Source organism: Alkalibaculum bacchi (assembly GCF_003317055.1).
In the GTDB taxonomy this organism is placed as follows: domain Bacteria; phylum Bacillota; class Clostridia; order Eubacteriales; family Alkalibacteraceae; genus Alkalibaculum; species Alkalibaculum bacchi.
Genome location: NZ_QNRX01000003.1, coordinates 177,551 through 199,574, shown reverse-complemented (window position 1 = coordinate 199,574; position 22,024 = coordinate 177,551). Strand labels below are relative to the sequence as shown.

Annotated in this window: 22 protein-coding genes and 1 riboswitch; of the genes, 21 read left to right on the top strand and 1 reads right to left on the bottom strand. The window is 35.7% G+C overall.

Features of this window, described 5'->3' with window-relative positions; translation table 11 throughout:
• Window positions 1–63: 63 nt before the first annotated feature.
• From hemC to cbiB, 18 genes are all read left to right on the top strand, one after another.
• On the top strand, window positions 64–978 hold the full coding sequence (hemC, locus tag DES36_RS03565) for a hydroxymethylbilane synthase (protein ID WP_113919850.1): 915 nt from the start codon (window positions 64–66) through the stop codon (window positions 976–978).
• Window positions 968–2,476 (top strand): uroporphyrinogen-III C-methyltransferase, encoded by a 1,509-nt coding sequence (gene cobA, locus DES36_RS03560; protein ID WP_113919849.1) that lies wholly within the window; start codon window positions 968–970, stop codon window positions 2,474–2,476. The genes hemC and cobA overlap by 11 nt, the downstream gene beginning before the upstream one ends.
• Window positions 2,473–3,435 carry a porphobilinogen synthase gene (gene hemB, locus DES36_RS03555; protein ID WP_113919848.1) on the top strand — a complete coding sequence of 321 codons (963 nt, stop codon included), beginning with the start codon at window positions 2,473–2,475 and terminating at the stop codon, window positions 3,433–3,435. The genes cobA and hemB overlap by 4 nt, the downstream gene beginning before the upstream one ends.
• Before the next feature lie 174 nt (window positions 3,436–3,609).
• On the top strand, window positions 3,610–4,902 hold the full coding sequence (gene hemL / locus DES36_RS03550; protein WP_113919847.1) for a glutamate-1-semialdehyde 2,1-aminomutase: 1,293 nt from the start codon (window positions 3,610–3,612) through the stop codon (window positions 4,900–4,902).
• 224 nt (window positions 4,903–5,126) lie between these two features.
• A complete protein-coding gene (gene cobI, locus DES36_RS03545) occupies window positions 5,127–5,828 on the top strand; it encodes a precorrin-2 C(20)-methyltransferase (protein ID WP_113919846.1) in 702 nt (233 codons plus the stop codon).
• Window positions 5,829–6,131: 303 nt separating this feature from the next.
• Window positions 6,132–6,926: a sirohydrochlorin cobaltochelatase gene (locus tag DES36_RS03540; RefSeq protein WP_113919845.1), complete on the top strand. Its 795-nt coding sequence runs from the start codon at window positions 6,132–6,134 to the stop codon at window positions 6,924–6,926.
• 280 nt (window positions 6,927–7,206) lie between these two features.
• A complete protein-coding gene (locus tag DES36_RS03535; RefSeq protein ID WP_113919844.1) occupies window positions 7,207–7,848 on the top strand; it encodes a precorrin-8X methylmutase in 642 nt (213 codons plus the stop codon).
• A 4-nt stretch (window positions 7,849–7,852) separates the two neighbouring features.
• Window positions 7,853–8,983, top strand: a complete 1,131-nt coding sequence (cbiD, locus tag DES36_RS03530; protein ID WP_113919843.1) for a cobalt-precorrin-5B (C(1))-methyltransferase CbiD — start codon at window positions 7,853–7,855, stop codon at window positions 8,981–8,983.
• Between the two features lie 17 nt (window positions 8,984–9,000).
• Window positions 9,001–9,627, top strand: a complete 627-nt coding sequence (gene cbiE, locus DES36_RS03525) for a precorrin-6y C5,15-methyltransferase (decarboxylating) subunit CbiE (RefSeq protein WP_113919842.1) — start codon at window positions 9,001–9,003, stop codon at window positions 9,625–9,627.
• A 58-nt stretch (window positions 9,628–9,685) separates the two neighbouring features.
• On the top strand, window positions 9,686–10,234 hold the full coding sequence (gene cbiT / locus DES36_RS03520; protein WP_170128160.1) for a precorrin-6Y C5,15-methyltransferase (decarboxylating) subunit CbiT: 549 nt from the start codon (window positions 9,686–9,688) through the stop codon (window positions 10,232–10,234).
• A 238-nt stretch (window positions 10,235–10,472) separates the two neighbouring features.
• On the top strand, window positions 10,473–11,228 hold the full coding sequence (gene cobM, locus DES36_RS03515) for a precorrin-4 C(11)-methyltransferase (protein WP_113919840.1): 756 nt from the start codon (window positions 10,473–10,475) through the stop codon (window positions 11,226–11,228).
• Between the two features lie 2 nt (window positions 11,229–11,230).
• A complete protein-coding gene (locus DES36_RS03510) occupies window positions 11,231–12,295 on the top strand; it encodes a cobalt-precorrin 5A hydrolase (RefSeq protein WP_113919839.1) in 1,065 nt (354 codons plus the stop codon).
• Window positions 12,288–13,025, top strand: a complete 738-nt coding sequence (gene cobJ, locus DES36_RS03505) for a precorrin-3B C(17)-methyltransferase (protein WP_113919838.1) — start codon at window positions 12,288–12,290, stop codon at window positions 13,023–13,025. Before DES36_RS03510 ends, cobJ begins: the two co-directional genes overlap by 8 nt.
• Window positions 13,022–13,714, top strand: coding sequence for a precorrin-6A reductase (gene cobK, locus DES36_RS03500; RefSeq protein WP_113919837.1), 693 nt, complete (start codon window positions 13,022–13,024; stop codon window positions 13,712–13,714). Before cobJ ends, cobK begins: the two co-directional genes overlap by 4 nt.
• Window positions 13,715–13,836: 122 nt before the next feature.
• Entirely contained in the window at window positions 13,837–14,499 is a 663-nt protein-coding gene (locus tag DES36_RS03495) for a cobalamin B12-binding domain-containing protein (protein ID WP_113919836.1), read from the top strand.
• Window positions 14,500–14,671: 172 nt separating this feature from the next.
• Window positions 14,672–14,840: riboswitch (cobalamin riboswitch) on the top strand.
• Between the two features lie 149 nt (window positions 14,841–14,989).
• Entirely contained in the window at window positions 14,990–16,345 is a 1,356-nt protein-coding gene (locus DES36_RS03490; protein ID WP_113919835.1) for a cobyrinic acid a,c-diamide synthase CobB, read from the top strand.
• A gap of 140 nt (window positions 16,346–16,485) precedes the next feature.
• Window positions 16,486–17,544: a pyridoxal phosphate-dependent aminotransferase gene (locus tag DES36_RS03485; RefSeq protein WP_113919834.1), complete on the top strand. Its 1,059-nt coding sequence runs from the start codon at window positions 16,486–16,488 to the stop codon at window positions 17,542–17,544.
• Window positions 17,545–17,548: 4 nt separating this feature from the next.
• Complete coding sequence (gene cbiB, locus DES36_RS03480; RefSeq protein WP_113919833.1) at window positions 17,549–18,493, top strand: adenosylcobinamide-phosphate synthase CbiB; 945 nt, start codon at window positions 17,549–17,551, stop codon at window positions 18,491–18,493.
• Between the two features lie 235 nt (window positions 18,494–18,728).
• Here cbiB and DES36_RS03475 read toward each other — a convergent pair whose 3' ends face one another.
• Window positions 18,729–19,493 (bottom strand): prolyl oligopeptidase family serine peptidase, encoded by a 765-nt coding sequence (locus DES36_RS03475; protein WP_113919832.1) that lies wholly within the window; start codon window positions 19,491–19,493, stop codon window positions 18,729–18,731.
• Between the two features lie 213 nt (window positions 19,494–19,706).
• Here DES36_RS03475 and DES36_RS03470 point away from each other — a divergent pair, with 213 nt between their 5' ends.
• The 3 genes from DES36_RS03470 to DES36_RS03460 all read left to right on the top strand — a co-directional run bounded on the left by DES36_RS03470 (window position 19,707) and on the right by DES36_RS03460 (window position 21,962).
• Complete coding sequence (locus DES36_RS03470) at window positions 19,707–20,591, top strand: nitroreductase family protein (RefSeq protein ID WP_113919831.1); 885 nt, start codon at window positions 19,707–19,709, stop codon at window positions 20,589–20,591.
• Between the two features lie 105 nt (window positions 20,592–20,696).
• Window positions 20,697–21,422, top strand: a complete 726-nt coding sequence (locus tag DES36_RS03465; RefSeq protein ID WP_113919830.1) for a hypothetical protein — start codon at window positions 20,697–20,699, stop codon at window positions 21,420–21,422.
• A gap of 150 nt (window positions 21,423–21,572) precedes the next feature.
• Window positions 21,573–21,962, top strand: a complete 390-nt coding sequence (locus DES36_RS03460; protein ID WP_113919829.1) for a hypothetical protein — start codon at window positions 21,573–21,575, stop codon at window positions 21,960–21,962.
• Window positions 21,963–22,024: the final 62 nt, after the last annotated feature.

Below are 22,024 nucleotides of genomic sequence, written 5' to 3'. Positions count from 1 at the left end.
TGGTCTCACGGTTTCAATAGGAAATAAATACAGAATGTTTGCAAAAAATCAAAGGAGTCATATATGAAAATAATAGTAGGTACAAGGGGAAGTAATTTAGCCTTAACTCAAACAAAATGGGTAGTTTCCCAATTACAAAATAATTATCCAAATACTGAATTTGAAATAAAAACGATCACTACTACGGGAGATCGAATTCAAAATGTGAGTTTAGACAAAATCGGTGAAAAAGGCGTATTTGTAAAAGAAATCGAAGAGCAGCTTTTAAGCGGAGAAATCGATTTAGCAGTACATAGTATGAAAGATATGCCTGGAGAACTACCAGAAGGCTTAATGTTTTCTTGGGTTCCAGAGAGAGAGGATTATCGAGATGTCATCGTTCTAAAAGGCGGATATAAATCACTTAAAGATTTGCCTAAGGGAGCTGTAATTGGAACGGGAAGCAAGCGTAGACAGTTTCAATTATCAAAGTATCGAGAGGATTTAAAATTTGATTCTATTCGAGGTAATATTGAAACTAGAGTGCGAAAAATAGAAGATCAAAATTTACATGGAGTGATTCTAGCTGCAGCAGGATTAAAGCGAATAGGATTATATGAAAAACTTAGAAATCGTATTGAGCCCATTGAAGCCCGTATCATATTACCTTCTCCTGCACAAGGAATTTTAGCTATTGAAATCAGGGAAGAAAATACGCAAATACACAAAATGATAGAGAGCATAAATCATAGTGAATCTTTTTTGCAGGCAACAGCAGAGCGTTCCTTCTTAAAAGGTTTAAACGGTAATTGCCATATTCCCATGGGAGCACTATGCGCTATTAAAGGGGAAAATATAGAGATTGAAGGTTTACTAGGAAATGAAGATGGAAGTGTATTAATTAAAAGAAAAGCCTATGGTCCAAAAGAAGATGCAGAAAAATTAGGCTGGGAACTGGCAAAAGATATATTAAAGGAGATGAAAGGCTATGAAGGGTAAAGTATATTTAGTAGGCGCAGGTCCAGGAGATTTTAAATTGATTACATTAAAAGGGCAAGACGCCATAAAAGCAGCAGACGCTATCGTATACGATCGATTGGCCTCTCCTAAATTGCTAGACTTTAGAAGAGAAGATTGTGAGTTAATCTATGTAGGGAAAGAATCCAGCAATCACACAAAAACACAAGATGAAATAAACGATATTATTTGCCAAAAAGCACTAGAAGGGAAAATTGTCACTAGGCTAAAAGGTGGAGACCCTTATGTATTTGGCAGAGGTGGAGAGGAAGGTCAGTATTTAATTGAAAGAGGAGTAGATGTAGAAGTCGTTCCAGGGATTACTTCTGCTATTGGAGGACTAGCATATGCAGGAATTCCAATCACTCATCGAGATCATGCATCCTCTTTTCATGTCATTACAGGACACTTAAAAGATGAAAGCAGCGAATTAGATTGGGACGTATTAGCAAAACTAAAGGGTACCTTAGTGTTTTTAATGGGTATGAGCGAGCTAAAAAAAATAACCGCTCGCCTTATTGAAAATGGCATGGCTTCAACTACACCAGTAGGAGTGATCAACTGGGCGACTACAGACAGACAAAAGGTAGCCGTAGGCACTTTGATAGATATTTATGAAATCACTCAAAGAGAAGGGCTGACTTCTCCAAGCCTTATCGTTGTAGGTGATGTAGTCAAATTAAGAGAAGATTTAAACTTCTTTGAAAAGAAACCACTTTGGGGTAAAAAGATATTAGTGACAAGGGCGAGAAGTCAAAGCAGCAAAGTAGTTGAAAAAATCTATGAATTAGGTGGCACTGCAATTGAATTTCCTGTTATCAAAATAAAGGATTTAAGTCATGAACCATCTATAATAGAAGAGATTAAAAGGGTTAAAGAATACAATTATCTTATTTTCACAAGCCAAAATGGAGTAAAACTTTTTCTTAATAGAATGTTTTCCTTAGGTTTAGATATGCGAGCATTAGATGGAGCTAAAATTGTAGCTATAGGTAAAGTGACCGCAAAAGAACTTGAAAAATACCATCTTTATGCAGATATCATTCCAGAAAATTATATTGCCGAGGGCATTTATGAGGAACTTAAGGACCTGTTAACACCTGAGGACAAAATTTTGCTGCCAAGAGCAAAAGAATCTAGAGATTTCTTAGTTGAAGAACTAGGTAAATTAGCTCAAATAAAAGAAGTAAAAATATATGAGACGATTATTGGAGAAGGTGCAGAAAAAGTAGAGGAAGTAAAATCTCTTCTTAATAAGGAAGAAATTGACTATATTACCTTTACAAGCTCTTCAACGGTAAAAAATTTGGTGAAGATATTAGGAAGTGCAGATATTCTTAAGAATCAAAAACTAATTTCCATAGGACCCATTACTTCAAATACCATTGAAGACTTTGGATTAGAATTATACGGCGAGGCAGAAAAATATGATATTGATGGAGTTCTAAAGGTAATTTTAAACGAGGAGGCAGAAAAGTGATAAGAAGACCTAGAAGATTACGTTCAAATGCTATTGTTCGAGATATGGTTCGAGAAACTAGACTTAATACAGATGCATTTGTTTATCCAATGTTTGTAGTAGAGGGAGAAAAAATTAAGAATGAAATCTCATCTATGCCAGGAAATTACCATTTTTCTATCGATTTATTAATTGAAGAGGTAGGATATCTTATTGATTTAGGAATTAAAATTATAATGTTGTTTGGCATTCCTAATCATAAGGATGAGTGTGGTAGTGGGGCTTATATGCCCGACGGGATTATTCAAAAGGCAGTTCGAGCTTTAAAGGAAAAGTATAATAATCAAATATACATTATAACGGATGTATGTCTTTGTGAATATACTTCCACTGGTCACTGTGGACTTATTAAAGGGGAGACAGTAGATAATGACTCCACTTTACCTCTTTTATCAAAAACAGCTTTAAGCCATGTTCAAGCAGGTGCAGATATGGTGGCACCATCTGATATGATGGATGGAAGAATAGGTCATATGCGAAAGACTTTAGATGAACATGGATATGAAAATGTCCCTATAATGGCCTATAGCGCTAAATACGCATCCGCTTACTACGGACCTTTTAGAGAAGCAGCAGATTCAGCTCCTCAATTTGGTGACCGAAAATCTTACCAAATGGATCCTGCTAATAGCAGAGAAGCTTTAGTAGAGGCTAAACTAGATTTAGAAGAAGGGGCAGACATTGTCATGGTGAAACCAGCCCTTGCTTATCTAGACATTATTACAAAAATAAAGGATATATCGGATGTTCCAGTAGCAGCCTACAATGTCAGCGGAGAATACTCCATGCTAAAGATGGCTATAAAAGAAGGTCTGATGAGTGAAGATGTAATAGTAGAGACATTAATCTCTATTCAACGAGCTGGAGCAGATATTATTCTTACTTATTTTGCGAAGGAGATAATGGAGAAACTGCGCTAGGTGGTAAGGTGGTGAGGTGGTAAGGTGGTCAGCAAAACCAAACTCGCCTAGGGGCGAGAAAATGTCCTACCTCTAATATCTTACTGCAACATCCGAATTTATAGGTGCAGACGACCCTGTCTGCCCTCTATTAAAAGATGAAATCAAGTGTAATATCGAGGAAGGAAAATAATAATGAACTTTAATAAATCAGAAGAATTATTTAATGAAGCTAAGAAATATATTCCTGGTGGGGTGAATAGTCCTGTACGGGCTTTTCAATCTGTGGGAATGAGCTCTGTATTTGCTAGAAGAGGAAATGGAAGCAAAATTATTGATGTAGATGGCAATGAATTTATCGATTATATTTGCTCATGGGGTCCCCTTGTTTTAGGGCATAGCAGTGAAGTGATAACAAAGGGAGTGGAAGAAGTAGTAAAGGCAGGGGTAACTTTTGGTCTTGCTACGGAAATCGAAGTAAAAATAGCCAAACTAATAACAGAGGCGTGTCCATCTGTAGAAATGGTTCGAATGGTAAATTCAGGAACGGAAGCTACCATGAGCGCCTTGAGGTTGGCAAGGGGCTATACAAATAGGAGCAAGATTTTAAAATTTGAAGGATGCTATCATGGGCATTCTGATGGGCTTTTAGTGAAATCAGGCTCAGGTACTTTAACGTATGGTTCGTCTACAAGCTCTGGTGTTTCTGAAGATGCAATTAAAAATACATTAGTAGCTCAGTATAACGATATTGAAACATTAAACGCTGTATTTAAAGCACATGGTAATGATTTAGCAGCTGTAATCGTAGAGCCTGTTGCTGGCAATATGGGTGTTGTTCCAGCAAAAGAAGAATTTCTAAAAATTATGAGAAAATTGACAGAAGAATATGGTGCGCTGCTTATATTCGATGAGGTTATTACTGGTTTTCGAGTAAGCTATGGTGGCGCTCAAGAAGTATATGGCATTAAACCAGATTTGAGTTGCTTTGGCAAAATTATCGGAGGCGGTCTTCCAGTAGGTGCTTTTGGGGGCAGAAGAGAAATTATGGAGTTATTAGCACCAGTAGGTCCAGTTTATCAAGCAGGTACTTTATCAGGAAATCCGCTTGCCATGCACATGGGCTACAATGCTCTAACTTATCTAAAAGACCACCCTGAAGTGTATACAAATATGGAAGAAAAAGCTAACAAATTAGAAGAAGGCTTTAAGAAGGCCATCAAAGAATTCAAAATAGATGCCACAGTAAACCGTATAAAGGGCATGCTCAATGTATTCTTTACAAAAGGAAAAGTTGAAACCTTTGAAGATGTAAGTAAATGTAATACAGAAATATACGCAAAGTACTTTAAACTTATGCTAGACCAGGGTGTCCTCATAGCCCCATCTCAATTTGAGGCAATGTTCTTGTCACATGCTCATACGGAGGAGGATATCGAAAGAACGATTGCAGCGAATCGTGAGGCGATGAGACAGATAACTGAATAGGTGGTCAGCAAAAAAAATGCTAGTAGCTGTATTTTGACCCCGGCTACTACTAAAGTCATCCTGAGGAGCGAAGCGACGAAGGATCTCTACAAGCTGACTAATAGGACGAACAATTTATTAAATCTATTACGTCGTTAACGGTTGCAGGAAACAACCGCTTAATAATTGTTTCACTACTGTTCAACCATCGTTTAACAATTGTTCACAAAAAAGGGAGGCATCATATGTTAGGAAGATTATATGGAATCGGCGTTGGGCCTGGGGATAGTGGTTTAATCACTCAAAAGGCCATTGACATCATCAACAAAATAGATGTGATTGTAGCACCAATTACAAAAATGGGAAAAGAAAGCAAAGCTTTTAATATAGCAAAGCCTTATTTAAAGGCAGATGTAGAAACTGTAGAATTAGAATTTCCTATGATTGATTTAGAAAAAGAAAAGGAAACTCTAAATGCAAAGTGGAAAGAAAATGCTACCAAAATTGCAGAGTTATTAAAACAAGGAAAAAATCTTGCGTTTTTAACTCTAGGGGATCCTATGGTTTATAGCACTTACTCTTATTTGTTTCCCTATTTAGAAGAAGTAAATATCAAACCTATTACCATACCTGGAATCACCTCTTTTTGCGCTTCTGCTGCTGAACTAGGCGTACCTATTGTACAAGGCAATGAGACCTTCTGTGTATTGACTCAAATCACCTCATTAGAGGAGTTTGACAAATATAAGGAACTCTTTGAAAATATCGTAATCATGAAGCCCTTTAGCTCTAGAGAAACCATAAACGCAGCCATTGAAAAATACAATCTACATGATAGAGTATACGCCATCTCAAATTGCGGCAGCGAGAATCAGGAAATTTCTAGAGGGTTTGTTAAGGAAGATATTAGTTATTTTACGATAATTCTTATAAAATTTGGAAATTAGGTGGTCAGGTGGTCAGGTGGTCAGCAAAAGCGAAACTCGCCTTTAGGCGAGGGAAGGGCCTAAGTTAACTGCCTCAGTCATTCTTGAGCGAAGCGAAGAATCTTAAGACCTACACAGGTTAACCCTAACCCTTATTTACCCATACAACTGTTTAACAATCGTTGAACCACTGTTCAACCACTGTTCAACCACTGTTCAACCACTGTTCAACGATTGTTAAAACCCAGTAATGAATTGTAAATTAGAAAAAAACAAATATTACAATACATAGCAATCTACCAATAATAGCAAAGGAGAAAACACATGAATAAAAAAGCCCTTCTCGTGGTCAGTTTTGGTACTTCTTATGATGAGACTAGAAAAAAGACCATCGATCAAATAGAAATGGATTTATCAAAGACCTTTCCAGAACATGAATTTAGAAGAGCATGGACATCTCAGATGATTATGAATAAGATCAAAAAAAGAGATGGGATTCATATTAATAATCCAACAGAAGCCTTAGAAAAATTACATAGTGAAGGCTACGATGAAGTTTTAATTCAGCCTACTCATATTATCAATGGATCTGAATATGAGGGTTTGTACCACGATTTATTGAATTTTAAAGACAAATTTAAGTCCATTTCAATAGGGAACCCTCTTTTAACTAGTATGGAGGACTATAAAAAAGTAGCTTTTGCAATGTCTACTATATTTCCAAAAGATACAGACGACAAATTAATCCTACTAATGGGTCATGGTTCTGAACACCATGCCAACTCCGCTTATCCTTGTATGGATTATGTATTTAATGAAGAAGGCTATTCTAATGTCTACATTGCCACAGTAGAGGGCTTTCCAGATTTAGATACCTTCTTTAGCCAAACAGTATCAAATCCTACTAAAAATATTTTACTAATACCTTTTATGATTGTAGCAGGAGATCATATTCAAAATGATTTAGTAGGCGACGAAAAAGACTCTTGGAAGAATATCCTATTGTCAAAAGGCTACAATGTAGATTCCATTATTATTGGTATGGGAGAAATTCAGGAGATAAGAGATATTTTTATAGAGCATGCGAAAAAGGCAAGACAACTGAATGTGGAAAGCTGAAAGCGTAACTCTATAAGTTGGAATGTTGGAAAGAAACGGTTGGTTCGTTGGACGGTTGGACTGTCGTAGGTTTCGGGTTTGTAGTTCCTTTTAGTCGCTACAAACCTCGCCAACCTTGACAGGGGTAATACCACTCGATTTGTCCTACCCTTCGGGCAAGACAAATCGGGTATTACTCCCGGTTGGACGGGAAAAACCTCCTCGCCTCTAGGCGAGATTTGTTTTTGCTGACCACCTGACCACCTGACCACCTGGCCACCTCAAAAAAGGAGGTTTTAACATGGCAAAATATATTGCTCAACCTATGGAAATAGAGAAAAGAAGTTTTGAAATCATATTTGAAGAAATGAAACAAGAAGATAAAGAGCGTTTTAGTGAAGAAGAACGAATGATTATAAAGCGAGTCATTCATACTTCTGCGGATTTTGAATACGCAGGTATTACAAAGTTTATCAATAATCCAATTGAAAATGCCATGAAGAGTATCAAAAATGGAGAAAAAGTTTACGTAGATACCAATATGATTAAAGCTGGCATTAACAAAAGAGTGCTTGAAAGATTTGGAGGAGAGCTTGTAAATTACGTTGCTGATGAAGATGTAAGAGAAGAAGCTAAGAGAAGAGATACCACTCGCTCTGTAGTCTCCATTGAAAAAGCTTGCAAACAAGAAAAAATCAAGATGTTCATTATAGGTAATGCACCAACGGCACTTTTCTCCCTAATGAATATGATTGAAGAAGGCCATGTTCAGCCCGATTTTGTCATAGCAGTTCCAGTGGGATTTGTAGGAGCTGCAGAATCAAAAGAAGAATTTGCTAAGTTAAACGTTCCTTCTGTAGTAGTAGAAGGCCGCAAAGGTGGAAGTACAATAGGTGTAGCTATTTTTAACGCCTTACTATATATGCTAGACAACAACAGGTGATTTTATGGAAAAATACATCGTCAAAGACGGGAAACGACTTAGGTACGGGTATACTACAGGTTCTTGTGCTACAGGGGCTACAAAAGCAGCGATAACAATGCTTTTATCTAATAAGGATGTTGAGGAAATCACCATATCTACCCCAAAAGGTTGGAATGTAGATTTAGAAATAAAGGATATCAGTAGAACATCTGACACAGCGAGCTGTGCTGTCATAAAAGATGGGGGAGATGACCCTGACAATACTCATGGTATGTACATTTATTCTAAAGTCAAATTAATTGATTCTCCACAAATCCACTTGACAGGTGGAAAGGGCGTAGGAAAAATTACACAAAAAGGGCTTCCTGTTGCTGTAGGAGAATCCGCAATTAATCCGGTGCCAAGGGAGATGATTCTTCATGCAGCGAAAGAAACAGCAAAAGAATTTAATTATACAGGTGGATTTCATATTGAAATATACGCTCCTGAAGGAGAAACAGTAGCTAAGAAGACATTTAATCCTAAACTAGGCATATTAGGTGGTATTTCCATACTAGGTACTACAGGCATTGTAGAGCCTATGAGTGAAAAGGCATTAGTAGCTTCTCTCCAGTTAGAACTAAATATATTAGATGAAAATAATCATAAGAATATTATTTTGTTCCCAGGCAATTATGGTCGAAAATTTGCAAGGGAAGATTTAAGTTTAAATATAGAACACAGCGTGAAGATCAGCAATTATATAGGAGAAGTATTAGAGCACTTAAACACAAAGAACTTTGAAAATGTCTTAATCATATCCCATTTAGGAAAGCTTATAAAAGTGGCAGGTGGAATTATGAACACTCATAGCAAATCTGCTGATGCTCGTATGGAAATACTAGCTGCTTATGCTTCTGCATGTGGTGGAGATAGTGCTTTAGCTCGAAAAACACTTCAGTGTATTACTACAGATGAAGCCATTGATTTACTTAAAAGGGAACCCTTTTATGAAGACATTCTAGGCATGATCCTAGAAAGAGTTCGTTATCATATATTATCTCGAATCCATAATGATGCCAATATTGGACTAGTTATGTATACGAACAGTCACGGTATTTTAAAAGTAGATGAAAATGGGAAACAAATGATTCCCCTGTTTCAGGATAAATAGTAAAGAGAGGATTAAGGATGAAATACAATCACATAGATGTTATTGGATTAGGTCCAGGTCATCCCGATTATATATTGCCTGCTGGCTTAAAAAAAATAAAAGAAGCAGATGTCCTTATTGCAGGAGAGCGTAATTTGGAGGGTATATCTACATCTGGTAAAGAAGTCCTCATTATACGAAACAATTTAAAACAACTTATAGAGTATATAAACAAGAATTATCATGATAAAAAGATTGGGGTTTTAGTGTCTGGTGACCCTGGCTATCACAGTATGCTTTCTTATATAAAGAAAAATACGCAGGGTATAGAGGTAAGGGTTACACCAGGAATCAGCTCTTTTACGTATTTTTTTTCAAAATTGTCTCTGGTCTGGCAAGATGCAGTCCTCAGCAGTGTTCATGGGGAAGATACGGATTTTATTAAGCTAGTTGAGGAAAACAAAAAGGTGTTTTTTCTCACAGACCAAAAGATCACCCCAAACTATATGGCAAATGAATTGATGAAGAAGGGAATAACACATAAACGTTTTTTTATTGGAGAGAGGCTTTCCTATGCTGATGAAAAGATCAGTTGTTTAAGTGTAGACGAAGCAGCTCAGTACCCTGCAGATTCTTTATGTGTTGTGGTAATTGCCGATGAATGAAAAAAGAAGATTTTGCTTTGGTATACCTGACGAAGAGTTTATCAGGGGAAAAGTGCCTATGACAAAAGAAGAAATAAGAGTCATTACCCTTTCAAAGCTCCAATTAGAAGAAGATAGTGTCATTTTAGATGTTGGAGCAGGTACAGGTTCTATATCCATAGAGTGTGCCCTTTTAGCCAGGAATGGAAAGGTATATGCAGTGGAAGTAGTAGAAGAAGGTGTTGAGCTTCTTAATAAGAATATGGAAAAATTCCAAGTAACAAACATCCTCCCCATTCAAGGAATGGCGCCAGAAGCTTTTGAAGGAATTGATAAAGTGGATCGAATCATCATTGGTGGCAGCAGAGGAAATATAGGTGAGATTTTACAGTGGGCAGATGAGCACTTAAATCCTAAGGGTATTGTAGTAGCTAACTTTATTACCATAGAAAACTTGTACACTTTTCTCCAAGCCCTAAAGGAAAAAGATTATGAATATGAGTGCACACAAGTGACTATTGCCAAGAGCAGAATTGTAAAAGACATAACTATGATGCAGGGGCTAAATCCTGTCTTTGTAGTGAATGCGTGGAAAGCGGAAAACTTCAACAAGATAAGTAGTAAATAACTAGTTGGTTGGTTCGTTGGACGGTTGGATGGTTGGACGGGAAAAAGTAAAAGCTGAATGCAGAAAGCGGAATTTTCTATGTAAATAGGTACAAGAAGTTTTTAAATTCTTCATTCTCAATTTTTAATTCTTAATTGTGTGCGAAGCACACGCAGGTCATCCTGAGCAGCGCGAAGGATCTTTTTAGGCGAACAGTGTTCACCTGATATACAAACTTAAAAATGAAAGGTATGAGCGTATGGCTAAAGTATATTTTATAGGAGCGGGTCCTGGGGATCCTGAATTGTTGACATTAAAGGGAAAGAGAATTATTGATTCTAGTGATGTGATTATTTATGCAGGCTCTTTAGTAAATGCTGCAATTTTAGAAGGCTGTAAAGAGGATGCAAAGATTTACAACAGTGCTTCTATGAATCTAGATGAAGTATTAGAGGTAACTGTAAATGCTATAAATGAAGGAAAAGATGTAGCAAGAGTACATACAGGAGATCCAAGTATTTATGGTGCTATTAGGGAGCAAATTGATCCCCTTGAAGAAAAAGGTGTTGAATGTGAAGTGATTCCAGGTGTAAGCTCATTTACTGCTTCTGCAGCGGCTATGAAAAAAGAGTTTACACTACCTAATGTTTCTCAAACGGTTATTTGTACGAGAATGGAAGGAAGAACTCCAGTACCAGAAGAAGAATCTCTTGAAAAACTAGCTTCTCACAAAGCTTCTATGGCCATTTTCTTATCTGTCGGAATGATTAATAAAGTCATTGAAAAATTGACCATTCATTATCCTGTCACCACTCCTGTGGCAGTAGTGCAAAGAGCTACTTGGCCAGATCAAAAGATTGTCTTAGGTACTTTAGAAAACATCGCAGAAAAAGTTGCTGATGAAAACATTACAAAGCAAGCTCAAATCTTAGTAGGAAATTTTTTGGGTGACGAGTATGAATTGTCAAAACTCTATGACAAGAGCTTTACACATATGTTTAGGGAAGGAAAATAAACTTGGAAACCTGGGCAATTGTTACAGTAAGTAAAAAAGGGGTTCAAAGGGCGCTAGAAGCAGCAGACCTTTGTAAGAGAAAAATAAATTTCCATATCTATACCCTTGAAAAATACCATACTAATGGAGTGACAAAAGTAGGTGATGATTTAAAGGGAATTGTCCGTGACGTATACAAATCCTATAAGACAATTCTCTTTATCATGGCAAGCGGCATTGTAGTAAGGATGATTAGCCCACATATACAGTCTAAATTAAAAGATCCTGCCATCTTAGTCATGGACGACAAAGGGCAATTTGTCATTAGCCTCTTATCAGGTCATATTGGTGGAGGAAATGAAGATGCTAAGCTTTTAAGTCAAATTATCAAGGCTACACCTATTATCACAACCTCTTCGGATGTAAATGGAAAGATGGCAGTAGATACTTTTGCCATGAAACATAAATTATCTATTGTAGATTATACTCGTGCAAAAGAGATTACTGCTATGATTTTAAATGAAGAATCTATTGCTCTTATCAATGAGGATAAGATTTTCATTCATAGAGATCTTGTATGTGACAATGTAGTCCTGGTCCAAGATTACGATGAATTAGTAAATTATGATGGTGTCATTATCATCTCGCAAAAAGATGAGATTCAACTCGACATACCCTTTGTACAATTAATGAGCAAAAACTTAATCTTTGGTATTGGCTGCAGAAAAGATACGTCAGCGGATGCAATAGTAGACTTTATTTGCGCTATTTTAAAGGAATTAAATATTAGTATACATGCTATTTCAACATTATCAACTGTAGATGTAAAGAAAAACGAAAAGGGCTTATTAAAAGCTAAGGAGCGCTTAGGTTTAGATTTAGAAATCATTTCTCGAAGTGAGATCGCAAAGCATGAGGACAAATTTAAACAATCCTCTTTTGTAAAGAAGACCATCGGAGTAGGCAATGTAAGCGAACCATGTGGATATATTTCATCTCATGGAGGTACTTGTCTCTTAAGCAGAAGGGCGAATGCTGGAATAACATTATCTTTGTGGAAGAAAAATGAGGAGGCTTTAAATGAATAAATTATACGTAGTTGGAATCGGACCAGGAAATAGAGAAAATATGACGTTTTCTGCTGTGAATGCTTTAAAGGACAGCGATATTATTATTGGTTATAATACATATATTGATTTGATCAAAGATCTGATAGGAGGCAAACAAGTAGTAAGCAATGGCATGAGAAAAGAAGTAGACCGTTGCAAAGAGGCCATTGAATTAGCATCTAAAGGAAATACCGTTTCCGTTGTTAGTAGTGGAGATGCAGGTGTTTATGGTATGGCAGGTTTAATCCTTGAGATTATTAGCAAAGAATACTCTATGTCTGATTTTGACGTTCAAATCATCCCTGGTGTAACAGCTGGCAATTCTAGTGCCGCCATATTAGGTGCTCCATTAATGCATGATTATGTGACGATTTCTTTATCAGATTGGTTGACAAAATGGGAAACCATTGAAAATCGTATTCATTGTGCAGGCAAGGGAGACTTTATCGTAGTACTTTACAATCCAAAGAGCAAATCAAGAACAGAATACATCAATAAAACACAAGAAATCCTTTTGCAATATAAATCTCCAGATACTCCAGTAGGCATTGTGCGCAGTGCTTTTAGAGAAGACCAAAGCGTACAGATTTCTACTTTAGGTGAGTTGTCAAATTGTGATGTAGATATGTTTTCAACAGTAATCATCGGAAACTCTAAAACCTATATTAACGGCAAATATATTATTACACCTAGGGGGTACAGCATTTGAAACTAGTATTTGCTGGCACCAAGATGGGTAGACAATATGTTCAGCAATTATTAAAATGTGGTGAAAAAGTCATAGTATCAACAGCTACAGAGTATGGAGCTTCATTATACGAACCTCACGAAAACTTGATTATTAATAATAAGAAGATGAATTATGAAGAGATGCTTGCATTTATCCAAGATAAAAATATTGATGAAATAATCGATACTACCCATCCTTATGCTGTTCAAGTGACAGAAAATATGATAAAATGTGCCAAGAGCCTTAAAATTCCATATCGTGTTATAGAAAGAGATTCATTCATTGAAAAAAAGGGTATTAATGGGCTAATTTTAGCCCATAGTTATGAGGAAGCCTGCAATCTTCTTATAGAAAAAGAAGGTAATATATTACTTGCTATTGGTAGCAATAATGTTCAAGCTTTTCAAAAGATTCCCAAAAATCGAATCTATATAAGAGTATTGCCTACATCAAAGGTATTAGAAAAATGCGAAACTTTAGGCTTTACACCTAAGAATATCATCGCCATGCAAGGACCCTTTAGCTACGAAATGAATCGGATCATTATTCAAGAACATGCTATTAAGTATATGGTCACAAAAGATAGTGGAACATCTGGAGGAGTAGAAGAAAAAATACAATCAGCACTAGATATGGGAGTAGAGGTAGTAATGATTCCAAGAAAGTAGTTCTAGATCTAAGTTCTATGTTCTAAGTAAAATTATGGTCACCTATGGTGACATAAAGATTTTACATAGAACTTACAATATACAACTTAGAACTTAGAACTTAATAGTAGGGGGGATTTGTATTGATATTAGAGGATATTCAAAATGCAATAGGGGAGTTAGACGAGGATTTATTATTTGAACGGATCGATGAATACTTAGGAGGAAATCCTACAGAGGAAAGCGCCTGGGAAATCATTCGTTACAGCCAAAAAGGGACGAGAATTGTCGGCGATCACTATCATAATGGAATATACTTTCTAGGTGATTTAATTTATGCTGGTGAACTCATGACAGAAATCATCGATAAATTAAAACCGTATATTTCCCACTACAAAGAAGGAGACTATATTGGTAAAATGCTCATCGGAACCGTACAAGGAGATCTTCATGATATAGGGAAAAATATTTTTAAAGGAATGTCCGAAGCAGCAGGCTTTCAAGTTTACGATATAGGTATTGATCAATCAGCAGATGCTTTTGTAGAAAAAGCTCATGATATAAAGCCAGATATCATTGGCCTTAGCGGTGTTCTCACATTAGCTATTGATGCTATGAAACGCACCGTTGATGTCATAAAAGAGGCTGGACTTAGAAGTGATGTAAAAATCATTGTAGGTGGTACTCCTCTTACTGATGAGGCTGCAAAGCACATCGGTGCAGACGCATACTCTATTAAGGCCAATGAAGGCGTAGAGATTTGTAGAGGATGGATGGAAAAAAGGGATCTATCACAAATTATATAAATACAAAAAAGCTTAACCATCAGTTATCAGCCATCAGTATTCTAGGATTAGATTCTGAAGGCCTAAGAGATAAACCTTGCTCATATTATGACTAGACAGCTGTTAGGGTCAAAGGGAACTTTCACGACTTTACTTATATATAAGAAAGTCATTGCATTTTTATAAAAAATATGTTAATATGTAGGAAAGTAAATAAATTTATGGGAAAACGGTTAAAATCCGTTGCAGCCCCCGCTACTGTAATTGCTGACGAGCATCTTTTATACCACTGGAAAAATCTGGGAAGGTAGATGTTAGGATGAAGCATAAGCCAGGATACCATTTGCTTTACAATCTTCGGCGGGAAGAGAGATTTCTTAAATTGAATCCCTAATTCCGACCGTGGTGTCGGAATTTTTTATTTACTTACAATGTATTACCTCCTTAATTATTCGGTGAGAAACTCCTACTTCTCACCGAATAAAATTTTATAGACAGAAGGTAAATGTAGATGAATCGAATAATGATTGCAGGAACAAATAGCGGTGTAGGGAAGACAACCATTAGCATAGGCATAATGGCCGCTTTAAAAAAGAGAAATTATGCAGTAGCTCCTTTTAAGACAGGACCTGATTATATCGATCCTGGATTTCATAAATATGTTACAGGAAACCCATCTTATAATCTAGATAGCTATATTCTAAATGAAAACCTTATCAAATATCTGTTAGATCGTTCAACTAAGAACAAAGACATAGGAATCATTGAGGGTGTAATGGGACTTTACGACGGTTTTGGCATTACTTCTAATATTGGCAGTAGCGCTCATATATCAGTTATTACAAAGACCCCTGTTGTGCTTGTCATCGATGCTACAGGTATGTCAAATAGCGCAGCTGCAGTGGTGCTTGGCTACAAAGAGTTCAATAAGAAGGTGGACATACAAGGCATTATCGTCAATCGAGTCTCTGGAGCAGAACATTACAAATTAATTAAAGAAATCATAGAGACGAATACAAATACCAAGTGTATTGGCTATATGGTGAAGAATGGCGATATATCTTTAAGTAGTAGGCATTTGGGTTTAGTACCAGCTGGAGAATTAGAGCATCTGAATACTAATATAGATAAGCTTGTAGATATAATCGAAGAAAGCGTAGATATAAATGCTTTGTTGGAAATTGCAGAGCGCGCTCCACAATTTGAATACGATAGTAGCTATTACGATAACTTTACTAAAGAATATTTACCTTTATATGATGGAAAACGAATTGGTCTAGCAAGAGACAAAGCCTTTTCCTTTTACTATGAAGCTAATTTAGATTTATTACATGATCTTGGAGCTGAAATTGTGGAATTTAGCCCTCTAGAAGATAAAAAACTTCCAGAAAAGTTAGATTCTATATATATTGGAGGCGGTTTTCCAGAAGTGTTTGGAAAGGACCTTGCAAAGAATATAAGCTTTAAAAATAGCTTAAAAGACTATTTAGAACTAGGTGGCAAGTGCTACTCAGAATGTGGAGGCTTTATGTACTTGTCTCAGTCCATTACCAATCTAGATAATACTACAAATAAAATGGTAGGATATCTTCCTATTGAATGTGAAATGACAAAGAGGCTTCAGCGTTTTGGCTATATTGAAATGGATGTAGAAATAGAGGGACAAAAATATACGACAAGAGCCCATGAATTTCATCACTCTAAAATTAAGGAACAAGAGCTTACATATAAATACAGCATAAAAAAATATCGTGATGAAAAAATTTTAAGACAATGGGAATGCGGTTTAGAAAAGAAGAATACCATCGCTGGATATCCCCATATATATTTTTTGAGTAATTTAGAGCTTATGACAAAATTGCTCTAATAAGGCTGAGACTTTCTAGTATCTTTAAAGGAGATATTTAAAAATTAAAATTAAGCAACAAGATAAAGATTTATATTGCATGCAAAAGTTACCGTAGGTGACTTAGTATCATTATATTATAATCAAAAGGGGAATTGTATATGACAAGCTATGTTCACGGTGGGAATGTATGGAGAGAAGGTAATCCAGAAAAGTGGACTGATTTTTCTGCAAATTTAAATCCCTTAGGTCCACCGCAAATCATGATCGATAAAATCAAAGAGAAACTAGATAATATCGTCTACTATCCTGAAGTAGATATGAAGACGCCAACTAATAATATTGCAAAATACTTAGATGTGCCACCACAGCAAGTACTGCCTACAAATGGTGGGATTGGTGCATTATCTCTTATTGCAGAAGCTATAAGACCTAAGAAAGTGGTCATTCTTCAACCTGGCTTTGTAGAATATATGAGACTGGCAAATAATGTAGGTGCAGAACTTATTCATCTACCATTGATTAAAGAGGGAAGGGTAGTTTATCCAAAAAAAGAAATAAAAGAGGTTTTAGATGAAAATACAATGCTCTTTATCTGTAATCCCTCTAATCCTATAGGCTCTACCATGCCAAATGAAATCATGCTAGAAATCTTAAAAAGCGCAGAAAAATGTAGGGCAAAAGTAGTAGTCGATGAAGCCTTTATTGAGTTTGCACAAGAAGATAGTGTCAAACATTTAGTAAAGGAGTACTCTTCATTAATCATAGCAGGTTCTCTAACAAAAATCTTTGCCATACCAGGTATACGATTAGGCTATATTTGTGCTAACAAAGATACCATCAAATCATTAAAGGAAAGGCAAACCCCTTGGAGCTTATCTTCCTTTGCTAGCGATGTGACCTGCGTTTTAGAAGAGACAAAAGACTATGTAGAAAAAACCCTAACACGTAATGAGGTTCAGAGGGAGTACTTAAGAGAAGAACTCGAAAAAATGGGTATTACAGTATTTCCTTCAAAAGCAAATTTCCTACTATTAAATTTGCAAAAGAAGGGTATTACAGTAGACCAACTCCAGGATAAATTAATAAAAGATTATATTTTGATACGAAACTGCTCTACCTATATTTATCTAGATGAGTATTATACGAGGATTGCCGTAAAAAGCAAAGAAGCCAATGAATACTTGATTCAGTGTCTTAAAAAATATTTAGGAGAGTAATACTATGGAACTTTATTATATAGCAATTGCATTTATTATAGACTTAATTATAGGCGACCCCTATTTTCTACCTCATCCCATTGTATTAATAGGGAAGTTTATCTCCTTTATGGAAAAGCTTTTAAGAAAATTTTCAACGAACCCAAAAGCATTAAAAGGAGCAGGAGTGGTATTGCTTATAACTACAGTGATGTTTTCCGCATCTATTGTTCTAGTACCTCTATTTATGCTAAGACAATTTGGTGAACCCTTTTATATAGTAGGCTATGTTTACTTTTCTTATGCTATTCTTTCTACAAAATGCTTAAAGGATGAGGCCGTAAAAGTGAAAAAGGCTTTAGAAAAAAGCTTGGAAGATGGTAGAAGACAAGTAGGGTATATTGTAGGAAGAGATACTACAGAGCTAAGTAAAGATGAAGTAATAAAGGCAACTATTGAAACCGTAGCAGAAAACACCACAGATGGAATCATTGCACCTCTTTTTTTCCTATTTATAGGAGGACCAGCCCTAGCTATGGCGTATAAGGGAGTAAACACTTTAGATTCCATGGTAGGCTATAAAAACGAAAAGTATATTAATTTTGGTTGTGCTTCCGCTATAACAGACGATATTTTAAACTTTATTCCTGCTAGAATATCTGGCTTTGTCATGGCAGGAGCGTCCATAATAGCTCAATTTGATTTTAAAAAGTCACTACAAATCTTACTTCGAGACCACGACAAACACAATAGCCCTAATTCCGCTTGGACCGAAGCAGCAGCAGCTGGAGCCCTAAACATCCAATTAGGCGGTACCCACACCTATTTCGGCAAAGAAATCTACAAACCTACCATCGGAGACTACACAAAAGACGTAGCAGTAGAAGACATCGATCGCATGAATAAATTAATGTTGGTAACTTGTTGCTTGTTTATGGTGCTTGGTTTGTTTATAAAAAGCAGGTGGTAAGGTGGTCAAATATGCAACTCACGTTGCAATGAACAATGAATAGGGAACAATGAACAGTTAAGAATATAAAGGCTAAATAAGTAATCGCATATTTGTACTGTTCGATGTGAACTGTTCATTTTTCATTGTTCATTGAGGAATTAACTTAAATTTCTGCCCTGTCATCCTGAGCGCAAGCGAAGGATCTTAACATTACCTCGCCTTTAGGCGGGAAAGATTTTGCTGACCACCTTGACTACATTTTCTCCTGAAAAAACCCAATAACTTCTTCCATCATATTTGTCGTAACATAATGATTTAATCTAGGATATTCCACATACTTTAAATGAGATGTAGCATTATTCTCACTCATTTTTTGATAAAACAACCTCTGCCCTTGAACCGGTACTACTTCATCTGCTTCTCCATGTAAAATTAACATAGGTCGATTTTTTAACTTTTCTATCCTATTGTATGGATCTAATTCATCAATTTTTTCTTGATCTCTAGGTGCAATAGGCGATTCTTTAATGTGAAAGAGCTCTGCAAATTGTTCATTAGTGTAATTCCAAGAGCAAGAGCCGTTTAATACAGCGAGAGCTTTGATCTTTTCATTGTTTGAAAAAAATCCAGATGCAGTATACCCACCCATTGAGTGACCTGCTACGCCTATTCTATTAGGATCAGCCTGGCATTTTTCTATAGCAGCTTGAACAAGAGTCTCTGATTCTTTGATATTATTTAAAATAACCTCCCAAAAGTATTTACCCATATTTTCTACTTTTTCATGGTCTACAGGATTTCTCTCTCCATGATAGATGCTGTCTGGCAAAATTACCTGAAAACCAAAGCTAGCCAAGGTAAAACCCCTAAACTTCTGTGATTCCTTATTCGAACCCCAACCATGATAAAAAATAATTGTAGGAAGCAGCTCGTCTCTCGCTATTTCTCTTGGTTTATATAAAATAGCAGGAATATCACCTAATTGAACTTTCTCTTCTTTTACAAATGCATTTTTCATAATCTTTCCTCCTAGTAATGAATAGCTATTAATCTATCTATATATACTCACGTTAATCTAATAGTTACACAAAGACCTAAAGTGGGTAAAGATAAGTTACAAAAACTGGTTATATCTTCATTATAAACGGAATTTTAAAATGTAACAATAATATATTGTTTTAAATAAATATAAGTGGGTATAATTACCTTATACAATTTTGGGGGGTATAACATGAATATTAAAGACTTAATTGAGAATTCAAAATCCACTAGAGATTTTAAAGAAAAAAGAGTACCTGAGGAACTGGTTAAAGAGGTGATAAGCTTTAGTAAAGAAGCAAAACCTTTATATACAGATCAAAAGATTCATATGATGTACTTAGAAGATGGCAATATGGTTAATGAAGCACTGGAGGGGATAGCAGGTTTTAATGGCATTATGATTAAAGCACCTCAGTATTTCTTATTTGTAACAGATAATAAAGAACATGATCAAATTAATGTAGGCTACTATGTACAAAAGATTGTCCTAAAAATTCAGGATTTAGGATTAGACTCTTGTTGGATTAGTGTACCCGAAGATGGGCAAATCGTCAAAGAAGCTCTTTCTATAGATGTTGAAGGGGAACCAGCGGCCATTCTTGCTATTGGCTATGATGAAGATGAAAAGAAAGTTATAAATCAATTTAAATGGGGAGAAAACTACTCTAAAACGTCTATGAAAGTTGTAGAGAACAATGTTTCATCTAGACTGTCTATGACGGAAGTAGTCTATTTTGATAAATGGGGAAAGACGGAAACCCTAGATCAGTTTATTGAACTAGGCATGGAGGAAGTCTTTCGCTATGCCGTTATGGCACCTTCTTCTTTTAATAGGCAGCCTTGGAGATTTTTGTTAAAAGATAATCATCTCTATTTAGCCATAAAAGAGGATGATAAAGCGAATGAAGAGTTAGATTTACTAGACGCAGGTATTATTATACTTTACGTAGAACTTTTATTTACCGAAAACAGTATAGACGGAACTTGGAAGATAGAAATTGATGGAGAGAGAAAAGAAACCATCCATATCCCACAGGATTATAAATACATTGGATATTTTTCTACAGAACAATAATAGCGGTTTAAGATAAATTTGAAGAAAAAGCTTGTTTTCTCTATATTCAGCATTTTTTTAATCTTAGTTCTGGCAAATTATTCATACGTAAAGAGTTTAGTAATTATGAGAATTTATAGTTCCTATCACGATTATCACAGTCTTATGAGAAAAAACAATGTAATAGTAGAGATACCAGGAGGTACCAGTACACCACAAAAGGACTGGTACCCTTTTGTCATGACATTTAATGACAAAAGCTTTAAATCAAAAGTAGGGGAAGAGATTGATTTAAGTATTTTATATAATTTCGGTGCCTTTAAAAATGGACGATCTACTCTCTATGATGAAAATTCTCATTATTATAACAGTTTTTATGGTGCCTATATTATAGAGTGTAGAGAAAAACAAAAGGTTTATGGTTTTAATAACAAAGAGGTTAATATAGAGGAAATCTCGGCAGTGGCTTCTCATGATATTGAAGCTTTAGTATTAGATAGTATGGGCTGTATAAATCCTCACGTATGTTTTCAAAATAGAGGAAAGCCCAAAATTCTTGACTATATTTCCTATAACAATTGGGCGGTAATAGATTGTAATATATATATGAATAGCAGCATCCATCAATACAATAGAGATTGTATAAGCTATATTCAATATGGAAAACCACCAAAGGATTATAAAGGGGACAACTTTCCTGAGACCATCTTAGCAGGTAGAATCTACTGCAGATATTTTCCAGAGTATAATGTAAGCATTCTCCTGTATATCATCGCCCCTGATTTTGAAATTATCGAAGAGACAGATAGAGAGATTCTATCAAGAACGAAGATTACATCTAGCGATAACTAAATTTTAGCATACAGTTAGATGGATTTACTTAGAACTTACAACTAAAAGCATCAAAGTCGTTTTTATATTGGAACTCTTTTTTTCTATGGGAATATATATGTATAAAGAGATGAACAAATCTCTAATCTATAATAGAAAAGGGAGAATTCCATGATAGGACCAGAATACAATGAAATAAAAAAACAAATTATGATAGAGCTAGAAAATGAAATAAAAGCCAAGATTGAAGCTGAATTAAAGGCTGAATTAAAAGCAGAATTAAAGGCAGAACAAGAAGCAGAGCAAAAGGCAAAATTAGAAGCAGAACAAAAAGCAGAACTAGACAACAAAAATAAAGTTGAAGGCAAAAATGAATCTGATTCCGATGCTGATTCTGATCTTTATTCAAACGATAAACACTGCCAAAATAACAAACAAATTAATTATAATTTCCTAAGTCAGAAACAATACCAAGGCCAAAAGGCAGATTCTGATGCAGATGCAGATTCAGAAATTGAAATAGAAAAAGAACGTAAAGCAAAATATTATAGCGTCGAATAAACCACAAGAAACACACACTGTAAGTTATTTCGCGATACGTATAAAGATTCAAATAGTGAGTT